Origin of the sequence: Pseudomonas sp. MPFS, from assembly GCF_022537035.1 — a bacterium.
GTDB lineage: Bacteria > Pseudomonadota > Gammaproteobacteria > Pseudomonadales > Pseudomonadaceae > Aquipseudomonas > Aquipseudomonas sessilinigenes.
Genome location: NZ_CP066123.1, coordinates 5,635,651 through 5,655,272 on the forward strand (window position 1 = coordinate 5,635,651; position 19,622 = coordinate 5,655,272).

A 19,622-nucleotide genomic window follows, 5' to 3' on the forward strand; every position below is an offset into this window, starting at 1 on the left:
CTGGCCTCTTCAGGAGCCTGTCACTACCTGCTGGCACATTCTGGAAACACTCGCACCGGTGGTTGTCGAGCCGATCGCGCGTGCCTGGCCGTCCTGGCCAGACGGGAACGGATCTCCCCAGGCGGGTGCTTGTAGTACATCGAACGATCTGAGGGGTAACCCCAATGAATTACAACTGGGACTGGGGCGTGTTCTTCAAGTCCACCGGCGTGGGCAGCGAGACCTATCTCGACTGGTTCATCTCGGGGCTAGGCTGGACCATCGCCATCGCCGTGGTGGCCTGGATCATCGCATTGATACTGGGATCGATCCTGGGGGTCATGCGTACCGTGCCGAACCGCCTGGTGTCGGGCATCGCCACCGTCTACGTGGAGATCTTCCGCAACGTGCCCCTGTTGGTGCAGCTGTTCATCTGGTACTTCCTGGTGCCCGACCTGCTGCCGCAGAACCTGCAGGACTGGTACAAGCAGGATCTCAACCCGACCACCTCGGCCTACCTGAGCGTCGTCGTCTGCCTGGGCCTGTTCACCGCCGCCCGGGTCTGCGAACAAGTGCGCACCGGTATCCAGGCCCTCCCCCGCGGCCAGGAAGCCGCCGCCCGCGCCCTGGGTTTCAAGCTGCCGCAGATCTACTGGAACGTGCTGCTGCCCCAGGCCTATCGGATCATCATTCCGCCGCTCACCTCGGAGTTTCTCAACGTCTTCAAGAACTCCTCCGTGGCGTCCTTGATCGGCCTGATGGAGCTGTTGGCCCAGACCAAGCAGACCGCCGAGTTCTCGGCCAACCTGTTCGAAGCCTTCACCCTGGCCACCCTGATCTACTTCACCCTGAACATGAGCCTGATGCTGCTGATGCGCCTGGTGGAGAAGAAAGTCTCGGTCCCCGGCTTGATCTCCGTGGGAGGTAAATAATGGAATTCGACTTCTCGGGCATCGTCCCGGCCATTCCCGGCCTGTGGAACGGCATGCTGATGACCCTCAAGCTGATGGTTCTGGGCGTAGTCGGGGGGATCATCCTCGGCACCCTGCTGGCCCTGATGCGCCTGTCCCACAACAAGCTGCTGGCGAACATCGCCGGCGCCTACGTCAACTACTTCCGCTCGATCCCGCTGCTGCTGGTGATCACCTGGTTCTACCTGGCGGTGCCTTTCGTGCTGCGCTGGATCACCGGCGAAGACACCCCGATCGGCGCGTTCACCTCGTGCATCGTGGCCTTCATGATGTTCGAAGCAGCGTACTTCTGCGAAATCGTCCGGGCCGGCGTGCAGTCGATCCCCAAGGGCCAGATGGGCGCCGCCCAGGCCCTGGGCATGACCTACGGCCAGACCATGCGCCTGATCATCCTGCCCCAGGCCTTTCGCAAGATGACCCCACTGCTGCTGCAGCAGAGCATCATCCTGTTCCAGGACACCTCCCTGGTATACACCGTGGGCCTGGTGGACTTCCTCAATGCCTCGCGCTCCAGCGGCGACATCATCGGCCGCTCCAATGAATTCCTGATCTTCGCCGGTCTGGTGTATTTCACAATCAGCTTCGCCGCCTCGCTGCTGGTCAAGCGTCTGCAAAAAAGGTTCGCCGTATGATCTCTATCAAAAACGTCAACAAGTGGTATGGGGACTTCCAGGTACTGACCGACTGCAGCACCGAGGTCAAGAAAGGTGAGGTGGTGGTGGTCTGCGGGCCGTCCGGTTCGGGCAAGTCGACCCTGATCAAGTGCGTCAATGCCCTGGAGCCGTTCCAGAAAGGCGACATCGTGGTCGACGGTACGTCCATTGCCGACCCCAAGACCGACCTGCCCAAGCTGCGCTCGCGGGTCGGCATGGTGTTCCAGCACTTCGAACTGTTCCCGCACCTGAGCATCACCGAGAACCTGACCATCGCCCAGGTCAAGGTCCTGGGCCGCAGCAAGGAAGAGGCCACCAAGAAAGGCCTGCAATTGCTCGAGCGAGTCGGCCTGGCCGCCCATGCCCACAAGCATCCGGGCCAGCTTTCCGGCGGCCAGCAACAACGTGTGGCCATCGCCCGCGCCCTGGCCATGGACCCGATCGTCATGCTGTTCGACGAACCGACCTCGGCCCTGGACCCGGAAATGGTCAACGAGGTGCTGGATGTGATGGTGCAACTGGCCAACGAAGGCATGACCATGATGTGCGTGACCCACGAAATGGGCTTTGCCCGCAAGGTGGCGAACCGGGTGATCTTCATGGACAAGGGGCAGATCATCGAGGACTGCCAGAAAGAAGAGTTCTTCGGCGACATCAACGCCCGCTCCGAACGTGCGCAGCACTTCCTCGAGAAAATCCTGCAGCACTAAAACCTGTGTTCCCGCAGGAGCTGGTTCGCCAGCTCCTGCGGGCATTGCACAGTGGTTGACCCAAGGCATCTGTGATGAAATGCGACCCCACTCTCTATCGCGCTACGCCGCCATCACTTGCCGTGAAACCCCGTCTGATCCGCCACCTGTTCCTACCGCCGCTGATCATCGTGCTGATGACCGCCCTGGGCTATGCCGGCTTCTGGATCAGCGAGCACAACGGCATTCGCACCCTCAGTGAAAATGGCGCACGCCAGCTGGAGCTGCATGCCCGGGCCGTAGAGAGCGAGATCAGCAAGTACACCTACCTGCCCAGCCTGCTGGAACTGGAATCCAGCGTCTCGACGCTGCTGGCCGATCCTTCGCCGGAACACCGGCAAGCCGTCAACCAATACCTTGAAGGCCTGAACCGCCGCAGCCGCAGCCGGGCCATCTATGTCATGGACACCACCGGCCGGGTGCTGGCCACCAGCAACTGGCGCGATGTCGACAGCTACCTGGGCGAAGACCTGTCGTTCCGGGCCTATTACCAGAATGCCGTACGCGGCTACCCCGGGCGTTTCTACGGGATTGGCAGCACCAACGGCGAACCCGGCTACTACCTGGCCCACGGCCTGGAGGAACAGGGCAAGATCATTGGCGTGGCGGTGGTCAAGGTACGCCTGGAGGCCCTGGAAGAACGCTGGCAAAGAGCGCGCCTGGAAGCGTTCGTCAGCGACGAGAACGGCATCATCATTCTCTCCAGCGATCCCTCGCGACGCCTCAAGTCGGTACGTCCCCTGAGCGACGACACCAAGGAACGCCTGGCTCGCAGCCTGCAGTACTACTGGTTTCCCCTCAACGAGCTGGAGCCCCTGGCCCGGGAGCGCCTGGCCGAAGGCATGGAAAAACTGAGCTTCCCGGCCAACACCGAACTGGCCTCCGATGACAAGCCCATCAGCTACCTGTCCCAGACGCGCCCCTTGAGCGATACACCCTGGAACTTCACCCTCCTCACGCCCCTGCAGGACCTGCGCCGCGAGGCCATCAACCAGGGCATCCTGGTAGCCGTGGCCTTCGGCCTGGTGGCTTTTCTACTGATCGCCTGGAACGAGCGGCGCAAAGCCATCGCCACTCGTCTCGCCGCTCGCGAGGCCCTGCAAGAAGCCAATAGCCAACTGGAACGCAAGATCACCGAACGCACTGCCGACCTGCGGGCCAGTAACGAGCGGCTCAAGGCGCAGATCCGTGAGCGCCGCCAGGCCGAGGAAACCCTGCGCCGGGCCCAGGACGAGCTGGTCCAGGCCGGCAAGCTGGCGGCCATCGGCCAGATGTCCACCAGCATCGCCCACGAACTCAACCAGCCCCTGGCGGCGCTACGTACCCTGTCCGGCAACACCGTGCGCTTCCTCGAACGCGGCGCCCTGGACACCGCCAGCGCCAACCTCAAGACCATCAACGAACTGATCGACCGCATGGGCCGCATCACTGCCAGCCTGCGCTCCTTCGCCCGCCGTGGCGACGACCAGGGCCAGGCCAGCCTGGGCAAGGCCGTGGACGCCGCCCTGCAGGTCCTCGGCGCGCGTATCGAACCGCTGCCGCTACAGCTGCACCGCGACTTCAGCGAACAGACCCTGCAAATCGACCAGACCCGCCTGGAACAGATCCTGGTCAACCTCATGGGCAATGCCCTGGATGCCATGCAGGCGCAGCCGGCGCCCCAGCTCTGGCTGGAGGGCGAGGCCAGCGACGGCAAATACCGCCTGCGGGTGCGGGATAACGGCCACGGCATCGACCCTGAAACGCGCAAGCACCTGTTCGAACCCTTCTTCACCACCAAGCCCGGCGAACAAGGGCTGGGACTGGGCCTGACCCTGTCCGCCAGCCTCGCCGCCGCCACGGGCGGCAGCCTGGGGGTGGAACACCCGGCAAGCGGCGGCACCGCCTTTGTCCTCAGCTTGCCCCTGGCAAGCCCCACTCAAGCCGAGCCGATATGAACAACGAGCTGACCGTGCTGATCGTCGAAGACGACCCCCATGTCCTGCTGGGTTGCCAACAGGCCCTGGCACTGGAAGATATCCCCTGCATCGGCGTGGGCAGTGCCGAAGACGCCCTGGTCCAGGTCGGTGAAAACTTCCCCGGTATCGTGATCAGCGATATCCGCCTTCCAGGCATCGACGGCCTGGAACTGCTGACCCGCCTCAAGGCCCGTGACCGCAGCCTGCCGGTGGTCCTGATCACCGGCCACGGCGATATTTCCATGGCCGTCGGCGCGATGCAGAAAGGCGCCTACGACTTCATGGAGAAGCCCTTTTCCCCCGAGCGCCTGGTGGACGTGGCCCGCCGCGCCCTGGAGCAACGGGGCCTGGCCCGGGAGGTGAGCTCGCTGCGGCGCCAGCTGGCCGAGCGCAACTCCCTGGAGGGCCGGATCATCGGTCGCTCGCCAGCCATGCAGAATTTGCGGGAGCTGATCGCCAATGTCGCCGATACCTCGGCCAACGTGCTGATCGAGGGCGAGACGGGTACCGGCAAGGAGCTGGTTGCGCGTTGCCTGCACGACTTCAGCCGGCGCCAGCAGCAGCAATTCGTCGCCCTGAACTGCGGCGGCTTGCCGGAAAACCTCTTCGAGAGCGAAATCTTCGGGCATGAGGCCAATGCCTTCACCGGCGCCGGCAAGCGACGGATCGGCAAGATCGAGCATGCGCACCAGGGCACCCTGTTCCTCGATGAAGTGGAAAGCATGCCCATCAACCTGCAGATCAAGCTGCTGCGGGTCTTGCAGGAACGCACCCTGGAGCGCCTGGGCTCGAACCAGAGCGTCGCCGTGGACTGCCGGGTCATCGCGGCCACCAAGTCGGACCTGGACGAACTGAGCCGGGCCAAGGAGTTTCGCAGCGACCTCTACTACCGCCTCAACGTGGTAACCCTGGAGCTGCCTCCCCTGCGCGAGCGGCGCGAGGATATCCTGCAATTGTTCGAACACTTCCTGCAGCAATCGTCCCTGCGTTTCGACCGAGCGCCACCGGAGCTGGACAACCAGACCCTGTCGAGCCTGATGAGCCATGACTGGCCGGGCAACGTGCGGGAGCTGCGCAATGTCGCCGAGCGCTTCGCCCTGGGCCTGCCGGCCTTCAAGAAGGCTGGCGGCAACAGCGGCCAGGGGCTGGGCTTTGCCGAGGCCGTGGAAGCCTTTGAACGCAACCTGTTGAACGATGCCTTGCAACGCAGCGGCGGTAACCTCAGCCAGGCCAGCCAGGAGCTGGGCATGGCCAAGACCACGCTGTTCGACAAGGTCAAGAAGTACGGCCTGAGCCACTGACCCAAGGCGCACAAACACATGGATCTATTGTTGAAGGCCGCCCTCGGGGCGGCGGTAGTGGTGATCCTGGCAGCCCTGGCCAAGACCCGGAACTACTACATCGCCGGCCTGGTGCCGCTGTTCCCGACCTTCGCCCTGATTGCCCACTACATCGTCGGCAAGGGCCGTTCGATCGACGACCTGAAGACCACCATCCTGTTCGGCATGTGGTCGATCATTCCCTATTTCGTCTACCTGGCGACCCTGTATGTCATGGTCGACCGCTTGCGCCTGGAGGCCTCACTGGCCGTCGCCGCCGTGGCCTGGTTGATCGCCGCCAGCATCCTGGTCAGCGTCTGGGTCCGGCTCCACGCCTGAGGCCTCCCTGGCCGAAGACCCAGCCGCCGCCCGGCTCGGCCAGACAAGCCTGGCCCGACCCTTGCATTTACCCGGCAAAGCCCGCCCAGCCTGCGCTCCAGCTTGATTGCGCAGTTTTCTGGGGGGCGCTGCCATGGGTAAATTGCACCTTGAACATTCTAGATCTCGACCACAGCCTGACCGCCCAGGAGCCGATCATCCGGCGCCTGAACAGCGGCCAGGCCCGGCGCATCGACCTGCTGGACCTGGGCCCCAAGTTGCGGCTCTGGTCCACCGAGCGAACCTATCGCCACTTCACCGAGCGCCTGGGCCAACGGCCACGGCACAGCGGTTCCAAACCGGAAATCTTCTTCGTCGGCTCCGGTGACTACCACCACCTGACTCCGGCCTTTCTCGGCAACCTGGCGGAGCCGGTGAGCCTGATCCATTTCGACAACCATCCGGACTGGGTGCGCTTCGCCCCGCGCCGGCATTGCGGCTCCTGGGTCAACCGGGCACTGAAGCTGGCGAACATCCAACGTATCGTCACCCTCGGCCCCTGCAGCGAAGACCTGCACAATCCACAGCTGCGCGGTGGCAACCTCGGCGCCCTGAAGCACGGCAAGCTGCAATTGTTTCCCTGGCAACACGAACCCTCCAGGGTCTGGGGCCAGGTCGGCGACGGTGCCGGGCACCAGCAACAGGACAAGCACCTGCACTGGCAAAACCTGGCACAGGTGGACTGGCCGGCGTTTCTTCAAGGGCTGATCGACAGCCTGCCCACCGAGGCGGTCTGGATCACCATCGACAAGGACGTGCTGGCCAGCGAGGACGCCGCCACCAACTGGGACCAGGGTGGCATGCGCCTGACCCACCTGCTGCAGGCGATACGGACCCTGGCGGCACGCAAGCGGATCCTGGGCATCGACGTTTGTGGCGAATTCGCCAAGCCAGCCTTCAGCAACGCCTTCAAGCGCTGGGAAGCCAAGTCCGACCAACCACCGGCCGAACGCTGGAGCCAGGAAGACCTGCTACGCAATTCAGTGACCAATGAAGCCTTGATTTCGCTGTTCGAGGAGCTGTTCCCATGACATTTGTCGTTGTGCTGCTGGTGGCCTTTTCCATCCTCCTGGATGTGATCGGCCAACTGTGTTTCAAACTGGGCCTGGACCGCCTGCCGGAGCTGGAGGGAGGTTTCCGCCTGAACGCCTTCTGGGGCCAGGTATTCAACGCCCCGCTGTTGTGGTGCGGGGTAGGCGCCTATGCCGTGGAATTCTTCGTCTGGCTGGAGGCTCTGTCCCGGGCCCCGCTGAGCCTGCTGTTCCCGGCCGCGGCCCTGGGCTACTGCGGAGTGGTACTGGCGGGCAAGCTGGTACTGGGAGAAACCGTCAGTCGTCGGCGCTGGCTCGGCACCCTGGTCATCACCGCTGGCGTGATGCTGGTTTGCATCGCCAGCACCTGAGCCTCCCATCAACGCATACAAGGAAACGCTTCATGAGTTCGAACCACGCTAATGACTGGTTGCATGGGCGCCTGGGTACCCTGGTGCTCTGGTTCCTGTTGATCAGTTTCGAGGGCGCCGGCCAGATCGCCACCAAGGTCGGCGGCGACCAACTGGGCCAGATGGACTTCAGCCTGCAATGGCTGGCAGCCGTGGTGGCCAACCCCGGAGTGCTGACCGCGATTGCCTGCTATATCGGCGCGTTCTTCGTCTGGATGTTGATCCTGCGGCGCAGCAGCCTGTCCCTGGCCTTTCCCCTGAGCGCACTGGTGTACGTGGTGGTCCTGCTGGGATCGTGGCTGGTGCTGAACGAGCAGATCAACCCGCTGCACTGGCTCGGGGTCTTCGTGATCATGGGCGGGATCGCCCTGCTGGCCGAGGGCGAAGGCGAAGCGGCCTGAAGACAGGATCTTCGGCAACTTCAGCCTTGGGCAGCAGCTTGTATCTCGACTATCGCGTTTACACACGCGATAGTTCTCGACTGATCATCGAGGAAGAGGAATGAAGCCGGGCAGCGGCTAAGGCCTTGAGCCTGCACTGTAGATTGAGCTCCTCCTCTTCAACCTCACTCGCTAAGTCCGAACGGTATCCTGAGCCCTGCATCGCACGGTAGCTCGCATCAACAAGGCTGAGACCGAGTGACGGATGATCCTTAACCCGCGCATCCGAGGAAGAGAATATGTCTAACGTCATCGGGATCGATATCGCCAAGAACACATTCGATGTCGCCACGCCTCTGCCCAACGGCAAGTACCGCACACGCGGCAAGATTCCCAACAATGCCGAGGGCTTCGCCCAGCTCGACCAGTGGCTCAAGTTGCATGCGCAGCCCGACGCCAGGGTCGTTATGGAAGCCACCAGCGTTTATCACGAAGCCCTGGCAGAGCACCTCTACCACCAGGGTTACGAAGTCATCGTGGTCAACCCGGCCCGGGTCCATTACTTCAAGAAAAGCGAAGGAATCAACTACAAGACCGACAAGGTGGACGCCAAGTTGCTGGCCGCCTTTGCCCAGGCCAAGCACGAGTCACCCTTGACGCCCTGGGCGCCGGAGCCTGTGGCGATCCGCCGGCTACGGGTCCTGCTGCGACGCCTGGACGACCTGCAGGAGATGCTGCAGATGGAGCGTAATCGCCAGGAAGTGGCGGATACGGTGGTTCAGGAGTCGATCCAGTCGCACATCAGCCACATCGAAAAAGACATCGTCCAGACCCGCCAGATGATCAAGCAGCATGTCGACGATGATCCCGACTTGCGGGGCAAACGGGATCTGCTGTTGAGCATCGACGGTATCGGCGAGAAGACCGCGTCAGTGATCCTGGCCGAACTGGGCGATCTCAAGGAGTTTCGTAGCGCCCGGGCCGTAGTCTCGTTTGCGGGGTTGAATCCGCAGTTGGCCGAATCCGGCAAATTCAAGGGCCGCACGCTGATCAGCAAGGCTGGTTCGGGGCGTATCCGCCGAGCGTTGTACCTACCCAGCATCACCGCCATGAACATGAGTGAGCCCCTCATGGCGATGAAAGAGCGGCTGCGCGCCAAGGGTAAAGCGGGCAAACAGATCGTCTGTGCGGTGATGCGCAAGATGCTGCACATCGTATTTGGCGTGCTCAAGTCGGGTCATCCTTATGACCCGAAATTGGCGCTTGCCCGGTAACGGGCAAGACGGTATCTACAGGTTACCGACGGTGGGACACCAAAAAGCCCAGCCCGTGGGACACCGGGATCACTTTCACCCCCGCCGCACGCTGTTCCTCGCGAATCTGGCGATGGAAGGCCTTGACCTTGGTCCAGTGCATTTTCGGCCGGTAGTGGTGCTCGGCGTGGTAGCCGTTGTTCATCCAGATCAGGTTGTACAGCGGGCTATAGGAGCTCACGCCCCAGGCAATCGGCAGGTCCGGGTTACCGCCCAGGTGCTCGTAGTAGCCGTTGAGGGACGACAGCGACTGGCCCAGGTACCAGAACGGCAGCAGCACCAGCACCGCGTGCCAGTCGAAGAACGCCAGCGCCAGGTAGAACGCGACCGTCACGGCGATCTCCACTTTCACCCAGCGCGCATCGTCCGGGCGCTTGCGCTGCATTTCCTGGTAGATCTCCTTGGGGTCGTCGCGAAAGAAGCTCAGGAAGGTGTAGGCCCAGGGGTTGTCCGGCTGGCCATCCTTGCCATGCAGGTAGATCGACAGCGGATCGATGGTCTTGCCATGGGCGTCTGGCAGGTCGGAATTGCCCCGGTGATGGCGATTGTGAATATCGCGATACAGGGTCTGGGAGAAGCCGATGGTGACCGACAACAACAGGTCGAAGGCCCGGTTCATCCAGGCCGGAGTGAAGTAGGCGTTGTGGATCTGGTTATGGGAAATACTGTTGATGCTCCACGACAGGCTGACCGCATACAGCAGCGCCGACGGGATGATGACCCACCAGGACAAGGCATGGAAATCCAGGGTCAGCCACAGGACAAAGGCGAAATGCGCCAGGGCCATGACGATCGGAATCAGGTCCCAGAGGGAATAGGCGAGTAAACGGTAGGCAGGTCGGGCCATGAAGAACTTCCTGAGAAATTGAGTTCGCGGCAGTTACTGCAAAGGCCAGACCAGTTTTACCCCTCGTTATCGGTAATGTCCCCGATCGCTGCCGCGACAGAACCCCTCAAGGCCTGCCAGGCTCCGCGGCAGCGGTTCGAAAGGACGTCAGAACTTGTAGCTGATGGCGGTCTGCACCTGCCCCTGGTTGACCTCGCCCTTGTCACGCACGATGGTGCTGTTGGCCGCCGAGTTGACCAGGCGGATCCAGCTGGCACTGGCCACCAGCGACCAGTTGTTGCCCAGGGGCACCTGGATGTTCTGGGTCAGTGTGAAGTTCTGCAGGCCGCCACCGGCGTGATAGCGCTCGATGCCGGAAGCCAGGAACTCCTTGGTGCTGACACCGAAGAAGGTCTGGTTCTGCCGGGCGTCGGCAAAATGCAGGGTCAGGTTGTTGCTACCGATGATCCCCATGCCCAACGGGTAGCCGATCTCGCCACCGATCTTGCCCAGCATGCCGCCTTGGCCACCGCCCCCCCCGACGGCCTGACCCACCGAAGCGAACACCCGCCAGAAATCGTCCGGGGCATATTGGATGAAGCCACCCACGTCGGCCATGTCGGGCACGTCCCGCAAGCCACGCAGCGAGCCGTCGGCGTTACGCCCCTGCAGGTAATTGATGTAGGGGCCCATGCTCACGCCATTGCTCTTGAAGGCATCCCAGGTCAGGCCATCGTCACCGCTCAGGCTGACATCCCCCCAATCCAGGTCCAGGTACGGCAATGGGGTGGTGTCATAGCGGCTGCCCGTGGGGTCATGGGGCTGGTAGCCGATACCCAATCCCAGTTCGCCGGTGATGCCGGAGTCGCCCCAGGCGCTGCAGGCCAGGCCCAGCGACAGCAGTCCGGCGAGCAGGGATGAAGGGAATAGCCTTGGCATGAATGAGTTTCCTTGTCTGAACATGCGCGCATCAATCACCAGAGCCCCCCTCGGGCGCAAGCACTGATGTTGTTTGTAGGGAGCTACAAAAATTGTAGCTAGAAAGCTACAAAACACCTCCCCCCTTGGTTAGAGCCCCAGCCCTGCTGGGTTTTCCGTACTTGGCACAGTCCCTGCTGTACCCCTGCCGCAAGCGTAAACAGCGCTCTATTCAACAGGTAACAACAGATGATGCACTGGCATATCGTATGTGACTTCGACGGGACCATCTCCCGCGCCGACGTGATCGATAACGTCCTCCAACGCTTCGCCGACCCCAGCTGGGAGAGCATCGAGCAGGAGTGGCTGGACGGGCACATTGGATCCCGAGAATGCCTCAGCCGCCAACTGGCCCTGGTCAAGGCCTCGCCCGCCGAACTGCTGGGCTACTTCGACAGTGTCGAAATCGACCCCGACTTCCCTGACTTCGTCGATCACGTGATCGGCCTGGGCGCCTCCATCGAAGTGGTCAGCGATGGCATCGAGCAAGGCATCGCCCGCATCCTGGCACGCAACTACGTGACCCTGCTGCCGATCCTCGCCAATCGCCTGCGCCAGGTCGATCACAACAGCTGGCGCATCGATTTCCCTTATGCCAGCGACGCCTGCCGTGCCGCCTCCGGCAACTGCAAATGCAAATCCACCCCGCGCGGCAAGCGTGTGCTGGTGATTGGCGATGGCCAGTCGGACATGTGCGTGGCCTCCACTGCCGACTTCGTCTTCGCCAAGGGCCGCCTGGCCGAGTACTGCGAGCGCAACGCCATTCCCTACGCGCGGTTCGACTCCTTTGCCGAACTGCCGGCACTGCTGGCCAAACTGCCACGCAACGCGGCCAACGCCACTAATTTCTCTATTGAAACCCAGGAACTCTTCCACCATGTCTGATATCCGCATCGCTACCGCAGAAGACCAGATTCTTCTGGAAAAAGAAGCCAAGTACTGCTCCTACGGCGATACCGTTCACTACATCGAACCCCCGCGCATCTTCAGCCGCTGCGAAGGCTCCTACGTCTGGGATACCGAAGACCAGGCCTACCTCGACCTGCAGATGTGGTACTCGGCGGTGAACTTCGGCTACGCCAACCCGCGCCTGAACAACGCCCTGAAGCAGCAGATCGACACCCTGCCGCAGATCGCCAGCCAGTACCTGCACAAAGGCAAGATCGAGCTGTCGGAAATGATCGCGGTCGACGCCAAGAAGAAGTTCGGCCTCGACGGTCGCGTGCACTTCAACGTCGGCGGTTCGCAGTCCGTCGAGGACTCGCTGAAAGTCGTGCGTAACGCCAGCAACGGCAAGAGCCTGATGTTCGCCTTCGAAGGCGGCTACCACGGTCGTACCCTGGGCGCTTCGTCCATCACTTCCAGCTACCGCTACCGTCGCCGCTACGGCCACTTCGGCGAGCGCGCGCAGTTCATTCCATTCCCGTACCACTTCCGTGGCCCGAAAGGCATGACCAAGGAAGAGTACGGCAGCCACTGCGTGAAGCAGTTCGCCCGCCTGTTCGAAACCGAATACAACGGTGTCTGGGACCCGAAAGTCGGCCAGAGCGAATACGCCGCCTTCTACGCCGAGCCGATCCAGGGCACCGGCGGCTACGTGATCCCGCCGATGAACTTCTACCGCGAGCTCAAGCAAGTGCTGGATCAGCACGGCATCCTGCTGGTGGTCGACGAAATCCAGATGGGCTTCTACCGTACCGGCAAGCTGTGGTCGATCGAGCACTTCGACGTCCAGCCTGACGTGATCGTGTTCGGCAAGGCACTGACCAACGGCCTGAACCCGCTGGGCGGTATCTGGGCTCGCGAGGAGCTGATCAACCCAGGCGTGTTCCCGCCAGGTTCGACCCACTCCACCTTCGCCTCCAACCCACTGGGCACCGCCGTGGGCCTGGAAATGTTCAAGATGACCAGCGAGATCGACTACGGCGCGATGGTCATGGAGAAGGGCAAGTACTTCCTCGAAGGCCTCAAGGACCTGCAGAAGCGCTACCCGATCATCGGCGACGTCGACGGCCTGGGCCTGGCCCTGCGCTGCGAGATCTGCACCACCGACGGCTTCACCCCGGACAAGGCGACCCTGGACTACATGGTCGAGGAAGGCATGAAGGGCGACATCGAGATCGACGGCCAGCGCCTGGGCCTGATCCTCGACGTGGGCGGCTACTACAAGAACGTGATCACCCTGGCACCATCGCTGGAAATCAGCTACGCGGAAATCGACCTGGGTATCGCCCTGCTGGACCGCCTGCTGGATCGGGCCATGAAGCGATGAGCATGGCTGAGATCGATCTGGGCGAAGGCGACGCCGGCTTCGTTCTCGGCACGGGTCAGGTCGGGATCTTGTTGATCCACGGCCTGACCGGCACCCCGACGGAACTCCGTCGGGTGGCCCAGGGCCTGGCCAAGGATGGTACGTGCACCGTGTACGTACCGACCCTGCCCGGGCACTGCGGGGACAACAGCGACCTGCAGGCCACAGGCTGGCAGGACTGGTACGAAGGCGTGCGCAAGACCTTTGCCGCCATGCAACAGCGCCACGAGCAGGTGTTCGTCGGCGGCCTGTCCATGGGCGCGGTGATGTCGATGTACCTGGCATCCGAGCACCCAGGGCGGATCAGTGGCTTGCTGATGTATTCCACCACCCTCAAGTACGACGGCTGGAGCATCAACAAACTGGCATTCCTTACCCCATTGCTGATGAAGATCCCGTTCGGCGTGCATATCTGCCGTTTCGAAGAAAAGCCGCCCTATGGCATCAAGAACGAGCGCCTGCGGGCCATCGTCGAGAAGCAGATGAAGGCCGGCGCCAGCAGCGATGCCGGGCTCCTGACCATGGAGGGCGTGACCGTGCGCGAACTGCACCGGATGAACGCCGTGGTCAAGAAACGCATGCCGTCGATCATGACGCCCGCGCTGGTACTGCACTCCAGCGAAGACGACATCACCAGCACCTGGAATGCCGACTACGTGGAACGCAAGCTCGGCGGCCCGGTGACCAAGATCCTCCTCGACAACTGCTATCACATGATCACCGTGGACCTGCAATACCAGCGCGTGATCGAACTGAGCGTGGACTTCATCCAGCAGCGAGTGGTCGCCCCCGCCGTACGCGAAGACTACCGACAGCTGGCGTGACTTAAGGAAGAGACGTGATTACCGCCCAAGCCTTCTCAACCATACAGGCCATCGATCGCAGTGCCTGGAATGACTGTTTTCCAGGGGCCCTGGAGGATTGGGACTATTACCTGGCCGTGGAAAAAGCCGCCATCGTCGATTTCAATTGGCGCTACCTGGCGGTCTATGAAGGTTCGACCCTGGTGGCCGTGGCTCCGGCCTTCACCACCCAGTATCGACTGGACACCACGGTCTCCGGCCTGGCCAAGCGCATGACCGAACGCCTTGAACGGCATTGGCCGGGTGTCTTGCAACTGCGCCTGTACGCCATCGGTTCGCCGGTGGCCGAACAGTGCAACGCCGGCACCGCCAGCCATGTTCCCAGCGAACGCCGCCAAGCCCTGCTGGAGGAGCTGCTGAAACTGGCCCGGGCCGATGCCGACAGCTTCGGTATCGGCCTGATGGCGGTCAAGGATGCCCCCAACAGCGATCAGCAATGGGCCGCCAGTTGCCTGGCCGCAGGCCTGCAGGCCATGCCGAGCCTGCCTTCGGCACTGCTGCCGATCCCCTTCGCCTCGGTCGATGCCTACCTGGGCACCCTCGGCAAGTCCACCCGCAAGGACTTGCGCCGCAAGCTCCGGGCGCCGGGGCCACGCATCGAGTGGCGCCAGCAGATCGATGACGTGTTGCCGGACATCATGCGTTTATACGAAGCGACCCTGAACCGCAGCGACCTGCAGTTCGAGCGCCTGCCGGCGGAATACTTCACCGGCATCCTCGAACAGTTGGGAGAGCGGGCCGCCTGTGTCTTGTACTGGGTCGGCGATCAACTGGTGGCTTTCAACCTGGTGCTGGTCGACCAGAACCGCTTGATCGACAAGTTCTTCGCCCATGACCTCAATGTCACCCGGGAGCACAACCTGTACTTTCGTAGCTGGCTGGCCAATGTCGACTACTGCATCCAGCAGCGGATCGCCCTGTATGAGTGCGGCCAGGCCGGTTATGCCAGCAAGCTTCGCCTGGGCTGTCGCTTCACCGGTAACATGCTGTTCTTCCGCCACCGCAATCCGATGCTCAATGCACTGCTCAAAGTGATAAAACGCTTTGTCCGTCCGGATCGCTCCGACCCCGCCATGGCCGCTGCAATAAGCGAAAGTACATGACCAGAAAAGATCGTCGTCCTCCCCGCCCCTTCGCCATCTCCCGCTGGAGCCTGCAGCGCAAGCTGGTGTTGGCGTTCTGGCTGGTCAGCGTGATCCCCACCATGATCGCCGCCGAGCTGGCGGCCACCACGTTGTCGGAGATTTTCGACAGCAACGTGCGTATCTGGCTGCAGGAATCCACCAAGATCGTCGAGGACGAGATCACTGAAATCCTGCGTGACAACGCCAGGATTGCCCAACTGTTCCTGCGCTATACCCGGCCCCCAGGGGAACGTAACGCCAACAAGCACGACAAGCTCACCGCCGACATTGCCAACTCCATGGGCATCGACGTGGTGGCACTGATTCGCAAGAGCGACCACAAGGTCATGTTCACCACTGCCGCCGACGATGTGGTTGGCCAGATCAGCACTGCCTCCAATGCCGTCCTGCAGACGATCCAGGTCGGCGGGGCCGCCACCGGGGCCGTGGTCTCGACCTTCCAGACCAACCTCGATGGCGTCGACTATCAGCTGTTGATCGCCACCTACCTGGATGCCAGCTTCCTCACCAGCGTGGCCGACGTGCACTCCCTGGACCTGCGCCTGTACCTGGCCAAGGCCGACGACTTCTCGGAAATCTTCGCCACCCAGCGCTTCGAGGACCACCCGCCGCGGGTGCCGCACAAGATCGAGGACATCCTGCGCACCACCCGCCAGCCCACCGAACAGTTCACCAATCGCTACAGCGGACTGTACCGGCCGATCTTCAACGACAGCGGCGACCTGGTCGGGGTGATCTTCAGCGGCCTGCTGCGCCACAGCAGCCTGGTGGGCCTGGTCAACCAGAGCAACCTGTTCATCCTGATCTTCCTCCTCAGCTCGGCGGCCTCGTTGTGCGTCGGCTGGCTGGTGTCGCAACGCCTGACTCGCCCGCTGCGGGGCCTGTCCACCGGGGTACGGGCCGTGATTGCCGGCGACTATCGGCAGCGGGTTCCAGTCATCGGTGGCGACGAACTGGCCGAACTGAGCAGTACTTTCAACCACATGACCGAGCGCCTGGGTGAACTGCAACACCTGGAGTCACAACTGCGTCGCCGCGACCGCCTGCACGCCCTGGGCGAGGTGGCCATGGGCCTGGCCCATGAGATTCGCAACCCGCTGGGCATCATCAAGACCGCGACCCAACTGCTGCACCGCCGGGTCGACCTGCCGGAGAACGACAAGCGTCACCTGGAGTACGTGATCAGCGAAGTCAGCCGGATCAACGACCTGATCACCGAGTTCCTCGATTTCGCCAAGCCCAGCACGCCGATTCGTGCAACCCAGCCGGCACGGGCCCTGGTGGAGGAGCTCCTGGGTTTCTGCGGCCCGGAACTGGCCACCCACAATATCGATGCCCGGATCGAGGACCAGGCCCCCGGGGCAACGATCCACGCCGATGCCCGGCAGCTCAAGCAGGCCTGCCTGAACCTGATCCTCAACGCCATCGACGCCATGCCCGAAGGCGGCCGCCTGACCCTGGGCATCGCCCAGGAGGATGATGAAACCGTCATCAGCGTCAGCGATACTGGCCAGGGCATCGAACCGGACATGCTGGAACGTATCTTCACCCCGTTCGTCACCACCAAGGCCTCGGGTACCGGCCTGGGCCTGGCCAAGGTCTTCTCTATCATGGAAAGCCATGACGGGCGTATCGAGTGCGTCAGCGAAAAGGATGCCGGAGCCACCTTCAGCCTGTACATTCCGGCCAACGGTGAAGAAGACGAGGACGACGAGGACAGCGATGACGCATAACCTGTTGGTGGTCGACGACGAACCCAAGCTCTGTGACCTCTTGTCCTCGGCCCTGGGCCAGAACGGCATCCAGGTATTCACCGCAAGCAACGGCCTGCATGCCCTCAAGGTGCTGGAACAGGAAGAGATCGACCTGGTGATCAGCGACTGGCGCATGCCCGGCATGGACGGCCCGCAGTTGTTGGGGGAGATCAAGCAGCGCTACCCGCAATTGCCGGTGATCGTGATGACCGCCTACAGCACGGTGAAGAATGCCGTGCAGTCCATGCGCAACGGCGCCTACGACTACATCGCCAAGCCCTTCGACATCGACGAGCTGGATATCACCGTCAGCAAGGCCCTGCAGTTTCGCGACATCCTCAAAGACAACCAGCGCATGCGCGCCGAGCTTGAAGAACACCAGCAGATCGACAGCCTGGTGGGCGATAGCCCTGCCTTCCGCCGGGTCCTGCAAGCGGTGGACTCGGTGCGCGAGAGCAACGCCACCATTCTCCTCACCGGCGAGAGCGGGACCGGCAAGGAAATGGTCGCCCGGGCCATCCACAAGCATGGCAATCGCGCCAACAAGCCCTTCGTCGCGGTCAATTGCGCCGCCATTCCAGAAGGCTTGCTGGAGAGCGAGATGTTCGGCCATCGCAAGGGCGCGTTCACCGGCGCCGTGGCCGACCGGGTCGGGCGTTTCCAGCAGGCCGACAAGGGCACGCTGTTTCTCGATGAAGTGGGCGACATGCCCCTGGCCCTGCAAGCCAAGATCCTGCGAGCCCTGCAAGAACGGGTGATCGAGCCGGTAGGCGATCCCCGGGAACGCAAGGTCGATGTGCGGGTAATTGCCGCCACCAACAAGAACCTGCTGGAGGCCGTGGCCAACAAGGAGTTTCGCGAGGACCTCTACTATCGCCTCAATGTGTTCCCCATCCCATTGCCGGCGCTGCGCGAGCGGGTCGAGGACATCGCCCTGCTGGCCAGGCACTTCGCCCACAGCCTGGGGGCCACCGCTGGCAAGCGTATCAACGGTTTCAGTCCCCAGGCCCTGCAAGCCATGGCCAGCTATGCCTGGCCAGGCAATATCCGTGAACTGCAAAACTGCGTGGAGCGCGCCACGATCGTTGCCACCGGCCACACCATCGAGGAAAGCGACCTGCCCGGCTACCTGTTCGATACACGTCCCCAGGACGCCGAAGGCAGTGCCGCCATCAGCGTCGGCCCGCAAGTGCCCAGCGACCTGGATGCCGCCCTGGCGGAAGTGGAGAAAGCCTACATTCTCGCCGCCCTGCACCAGAGCAATGGCGTCCAGGCCGCAGCCGCCCAGATGATCGGCATTTCCGAGCGCAGCTTCTGGTATCGCCTGAAAAAGCTGGGCATCCAGGTGGACAAGATCGTTCGCTGACGCGAACAGCGACAAGCTGCAAGCTGCAAGCGAAAATCTATCCGCTTGAGGCTTGGCTCAGAGCATGCGCCCCACGTCCAGCGGCTCGATCTGCGCCCAGTGCGAAGTATCTTCGCGATGGCTCTGCAGGTACGGCAGCACCGCCGCCAGCAACGGAGCCTTGAAGGCTTCCTGGAAACGATGGGCCAGCCCCGGGATCAGCTTCAACTGGCTGCCTTGGATATGCGCCGCCAAGTGCACTCCGTGCATCACCGGCAACAGTGGATCGGCGGTACCGTGGACCACCAGGGTCGGCACCCGCAGTTGCTTGAGCATGGCCACCCGGCTCGGCTCGGCAAGGATCGCCATGATCTGGCGCTTGACCCCCTCGGGGTTGAATGCCCGGTCATAGGCCAGCGCAGCCTGGTGCAGCAAGACCTGCCGGTCATCCTTCACGTTCGGGCTACCCAGGGCGGCCAAGAGATCGGCCTGCTGCTCCAGGGCCGCCTCCCGGTTGGGTGCATTGCGCCGCGACAGCAATTGCACCAGGGCGGCATTCGGCGCCGGCAGGCCCTCGGCACCGGAGCTGGTCATCACCAGGGTCAGGCTTTCGATCCGTTGCGGGGCCATCGCCGCCAAGTGCTGGGCAATCATCCCGCCCATGCTTGCCCCCAGCACATGGAACTGCTCCACATGCAGGGCATCCATCAGCCCCAGGGCATCCTCGGCCATGTTGCTCAGGGTATAGGGCGCAGCCACCGGCAGGCCGAGCTTGTAGCGCAGCACCTCGAGCGTCAGGTTGGCGCTGGCCGGTGCCTGGCGCCAGGTGGACAAGCCGACATCGCGATTGTCATAGCGAATCACCCGGAAACCCTGCTGGCACAGGGCGACGACCACCTCGTCCGGCCAATGGATCAACTGCCCACCCAGCCCCATGACCAAGAGCAACGCCGGATCGGAGGCACGACCGATGCTCTGGTAGGCCAGGCTTACCTGTGGCAGCTCGACCCGCTGGGTCGGTACATCGACATCGCAACGCGAGGCCGCAAAAGAAAACTGGCCGGGCAATAGCCCGGCCAGCAAGAAAATAATCGAGAGAAATCTTGCCCGCATGGAAAACACCGAAACGCAGAACCCCAGTAGAGCGCGAGTCTGATGAACTTCGATGATTCGCGCTGCCACAGTTGCGTGACAGTTTGATGAAGATTGCCCAGCGGTCATGCCCTCTCCGGTCCGTCAGCCGCCCATGAGGGAAAAAT

At 62.6% G+C, this 19,622-nt stretch carries 19 protein-coding genes; 16 read left to right on the forward strand and 3 right to left on the reverse strand.

The annotated features are described in order from the left end of the window. The first annotated feature begins 164 nt into the window (after positions 1–164). The 10 genes from I9018_RS25735 to I9018_RS25780 all read left to right on the forward strand — a co-directional run bounded on the left by I9018_RS25735 (position 165) and on the right by I9018_RS25780 (position 9,102). Positions 165–911, forward strand: coding sequence for an amino acid ABC transporter permease (locus I9018_RS25735; RefSeq protein WP_068584980.1), 747 nt, complete (start codon positions 165–167; stop codon positions 909–911). Beyond that, positions 911–1,582, forward strand: coding sequence for an ABC transporter permease subunit (locus I9018_RS25740; RefSeq protein WP_022640629.1), 672 nt, complete (start codon positions 911–913; stop codon positions 1,580–1,582). Before I9018_RS25735 ends, I9018_RS25740 begins: the two co-directional genes overlap by 1 nt. After that, positions 1,579–2,313, forward strand: a complete 735-nt coding sequence (locus I9018_RS25745) for an amino acid ABC transporter ATP-binding protein (protein ID WP_185698496.1) — start codon at positions 1,579–1,581, stop codon at positions 2,311–2,313. Before I9018_RS25740 ends, I9018_RS25745 begins: the two co-directional genes overlap by 4 nt. 74 nt (positions 2,314–2,387) lie before the next feature. After that, positions 2,388–4,289 carry a sensor histidine kinase gene (locus tag I9018_RS25750; RefSeq protein WP_241107865.1) on the forward strand — a complete coding sequence of 634 codons (1,902 nt, stop codon included), beginning with the start codon at positions 2,388–2,390 and terminating at the stop codon, positions 4,287–4,289. A 44-nt stretch (positions 4,290–4,333) separates the two neighbouring features. Continuing rightward, a complete protein-coding gene (locus tag I9018_RS25755) occupies positions 4,334–5,611 on the forward strand; it encodes a sigma-54 dependent transcriptional regulator (RefSeq protein WP_241110199.1) in 1,278 nt (425 codons plus the stop codon). A gap of 27 nt (positions 5,612–5,638) precedes the next feature. Continuing rightward, positions 5,639–5,968, forward strand: coding sequence for a GlpM family protein (locus I9018_RS25760; RefSeq protein ID WP_178083990.1), 330 nt, complete (start codon positions 5,639–5,641; stop codon positions 5,966–5,968). Positions 5,969–6,117: 149 nt separating this feature from the next. After that, positions 6,118–7,038: an arginase gene (locus I9018_RS25765; protein ID WP_241107866.1), complete on the forward strand. Its 921-nt coding sequence runs from the start codon at positions 6,118–6,120 to the stop codon at positions 7,036–7,038. Beyond that, the gene (locus I9018_RS25770) at positions 7,035–7,409 is read left to right on the forward strand and encodes a transporter (protein WP_068584962.1); all 375 of its coding nucleotides are present in this window, start codon (positions 7,035–7,037) and stop codon (positions 7,407–7,409) included. Before I9018_RS25765 ends, I9018_RS25770 begins: the two co-directional genes overlap by 4 nt. 32 nt (positions 7,410–7,441) lie before the next feature. Further along, complete coding sequence (locus I9018_RS25775) at positions 7,442–7,849, forward strand: EamA family transporter (protein ID WP_068584958.1); 408 nt, start codon at positions 7,442–7,444, stop codon at positions 7,847–7,849. 278 nt (positions 7,850–8,127) lie between these two features. Further along, entirely contained in the window at positions 8,128–9,102 is a 975-nt protein-coding gene (locus I9018_RS25780) for a transposase (protein WP_241106977.1), read from the forward strand. 22 nt (positions 9,103–9,124) lie between these two features. On the opposite strand, the gene I9018_RS25785 is transcribed toward I9018_RS25780, so the two are convergent. Next, positions 9,125–9,988 (reverse strand): fatty acid desaturase, encoded by an 864-nt coding sequence (locus I9018_RS25785; RefSeq protein ID WP_068584955.1) that lies wholly within the window; start codon positions 9,986–9,988, stop codon positions 9,125–9,127. 147 nt (positions 9,989–10,135) lie between these two features. Beyond that, the gene (locus tag I9018_RS25790) at positions 10,136–10,906 is read right to left on the reverse strand and encodes a MipA/OmpV family protein (RefSeq protein WP_068584952.1); all 771 of its coding nucleotides are present in this window, start codon (positions 10,904–10,906) and stop codon (positions 10,136–10,138) included. Between the two features lie 228 nt (positions 10,907–11,134). On the opposite strand from I9018_RS25790, the gene I9018_RS25795 reads away from it, so the two are divergent. The 6 genes from I9018_RS25795 to I9018_RS25820 are packed head-to-tail and all read left to right on the forward strand — an operon-like array spanning position 11,135 to position 18,384. After that, complete coding sequence (locus I9018_RS25795) at positions 11,135–11,830, forward strand: HAD-IB family phosphatase (RefSeq protein WP_068584949.1); 696 nt, start codon at positions 11,135–11,137, stop codon at positions 11,828–11,830. Continuing rightward, positions 11,823–13,217 (forward strand): aminotransferase class III-fold pyridoxal phosphate-dependent enzyme, encoded by a 1,395-nt coding sequence (locus I9018_RS25800; protein ID WP_068584947.1) that lies wholly within the window; start codon positions 11,823–11,825, stop codon positions 13,215–13,217. Before I9018_RS25795 ends, I9018_RS25800 begins: the two co-directional genes overlap by 8 nt. Continuing rightward, positions 13,214–14,080: an alpha/beta fold hydrolase gene (locus tag I9018_RS25805; protein WP_068584944.1), complete on the forward strand. Its 867-nt coding sequence runs from the start codon at positions 13,214–13,216 to the stop codon at positions 14,078–14,080. Before I9018_RS25800 ends, I9018_RS25805 begins: the two co-directional genes overlap by 4 nt. Positions 14,081–14,094: 14 nt before the next feature. After that, positions 14,095–15,222 carry a GNAT family N-acetyltransferase gene (locus tag I9018_RS25810; protein ID WP_241107867.1) on the forward strand — a complete coding sequence of 376 codons (1,128 nt, stop codon included), beginning with the start codon at positions 14,095–14,097 and terminating at the stop codon, positions 15,220–15,222. Next, positions 15,219–16,997: an ATP-binding protein gene (locus I9018_RS25815; protein ID WP_068584941.1), complete on the forward strand. Its 1,779-nt coding sequence runs from the start codon at positions 15,219–15,221 to the stop codon at positions 16,995–16,997. Before I9018_RS25810 ends, I9018_RS25815 begins: the two co-directional genes overlap by 4 nt. After that, a complete protein-coding gene (locus I9018_RS25820; protein ID WP_241107868.1) occupies positions 16,987–18,384 on the forward strand; it encodes a sigma-54 dependent transcriptional regulator in 1,398 nt (465 codons plus the stop codon). The genes I9018_RS25815 and I9018_RS25820 overlap by 11 nt, the downstream gene beginning before the upstream one ends. 57 nt (positions 18,385–18,441) lie before the next feature. Here the strand turns inward: I9018_RS25820 and I9018_RS25825 are convergent, their stop codons facing one another. Continuing rightward, the gene (locus I9018_RS25825) at positions 18,442–19,476 is read right to left on the reverse strand and encodes an alpha/beta hydrolase (protein ID WP_241107869.1); all 1,035 of its coding nucleotides are present in this window, start codon (positions 19,474–19,476) and stop codon (positions 18,442–18,444) included. Between the last annotated feature and the right edge of the window lie 146 nt (positions 19,477–19,622).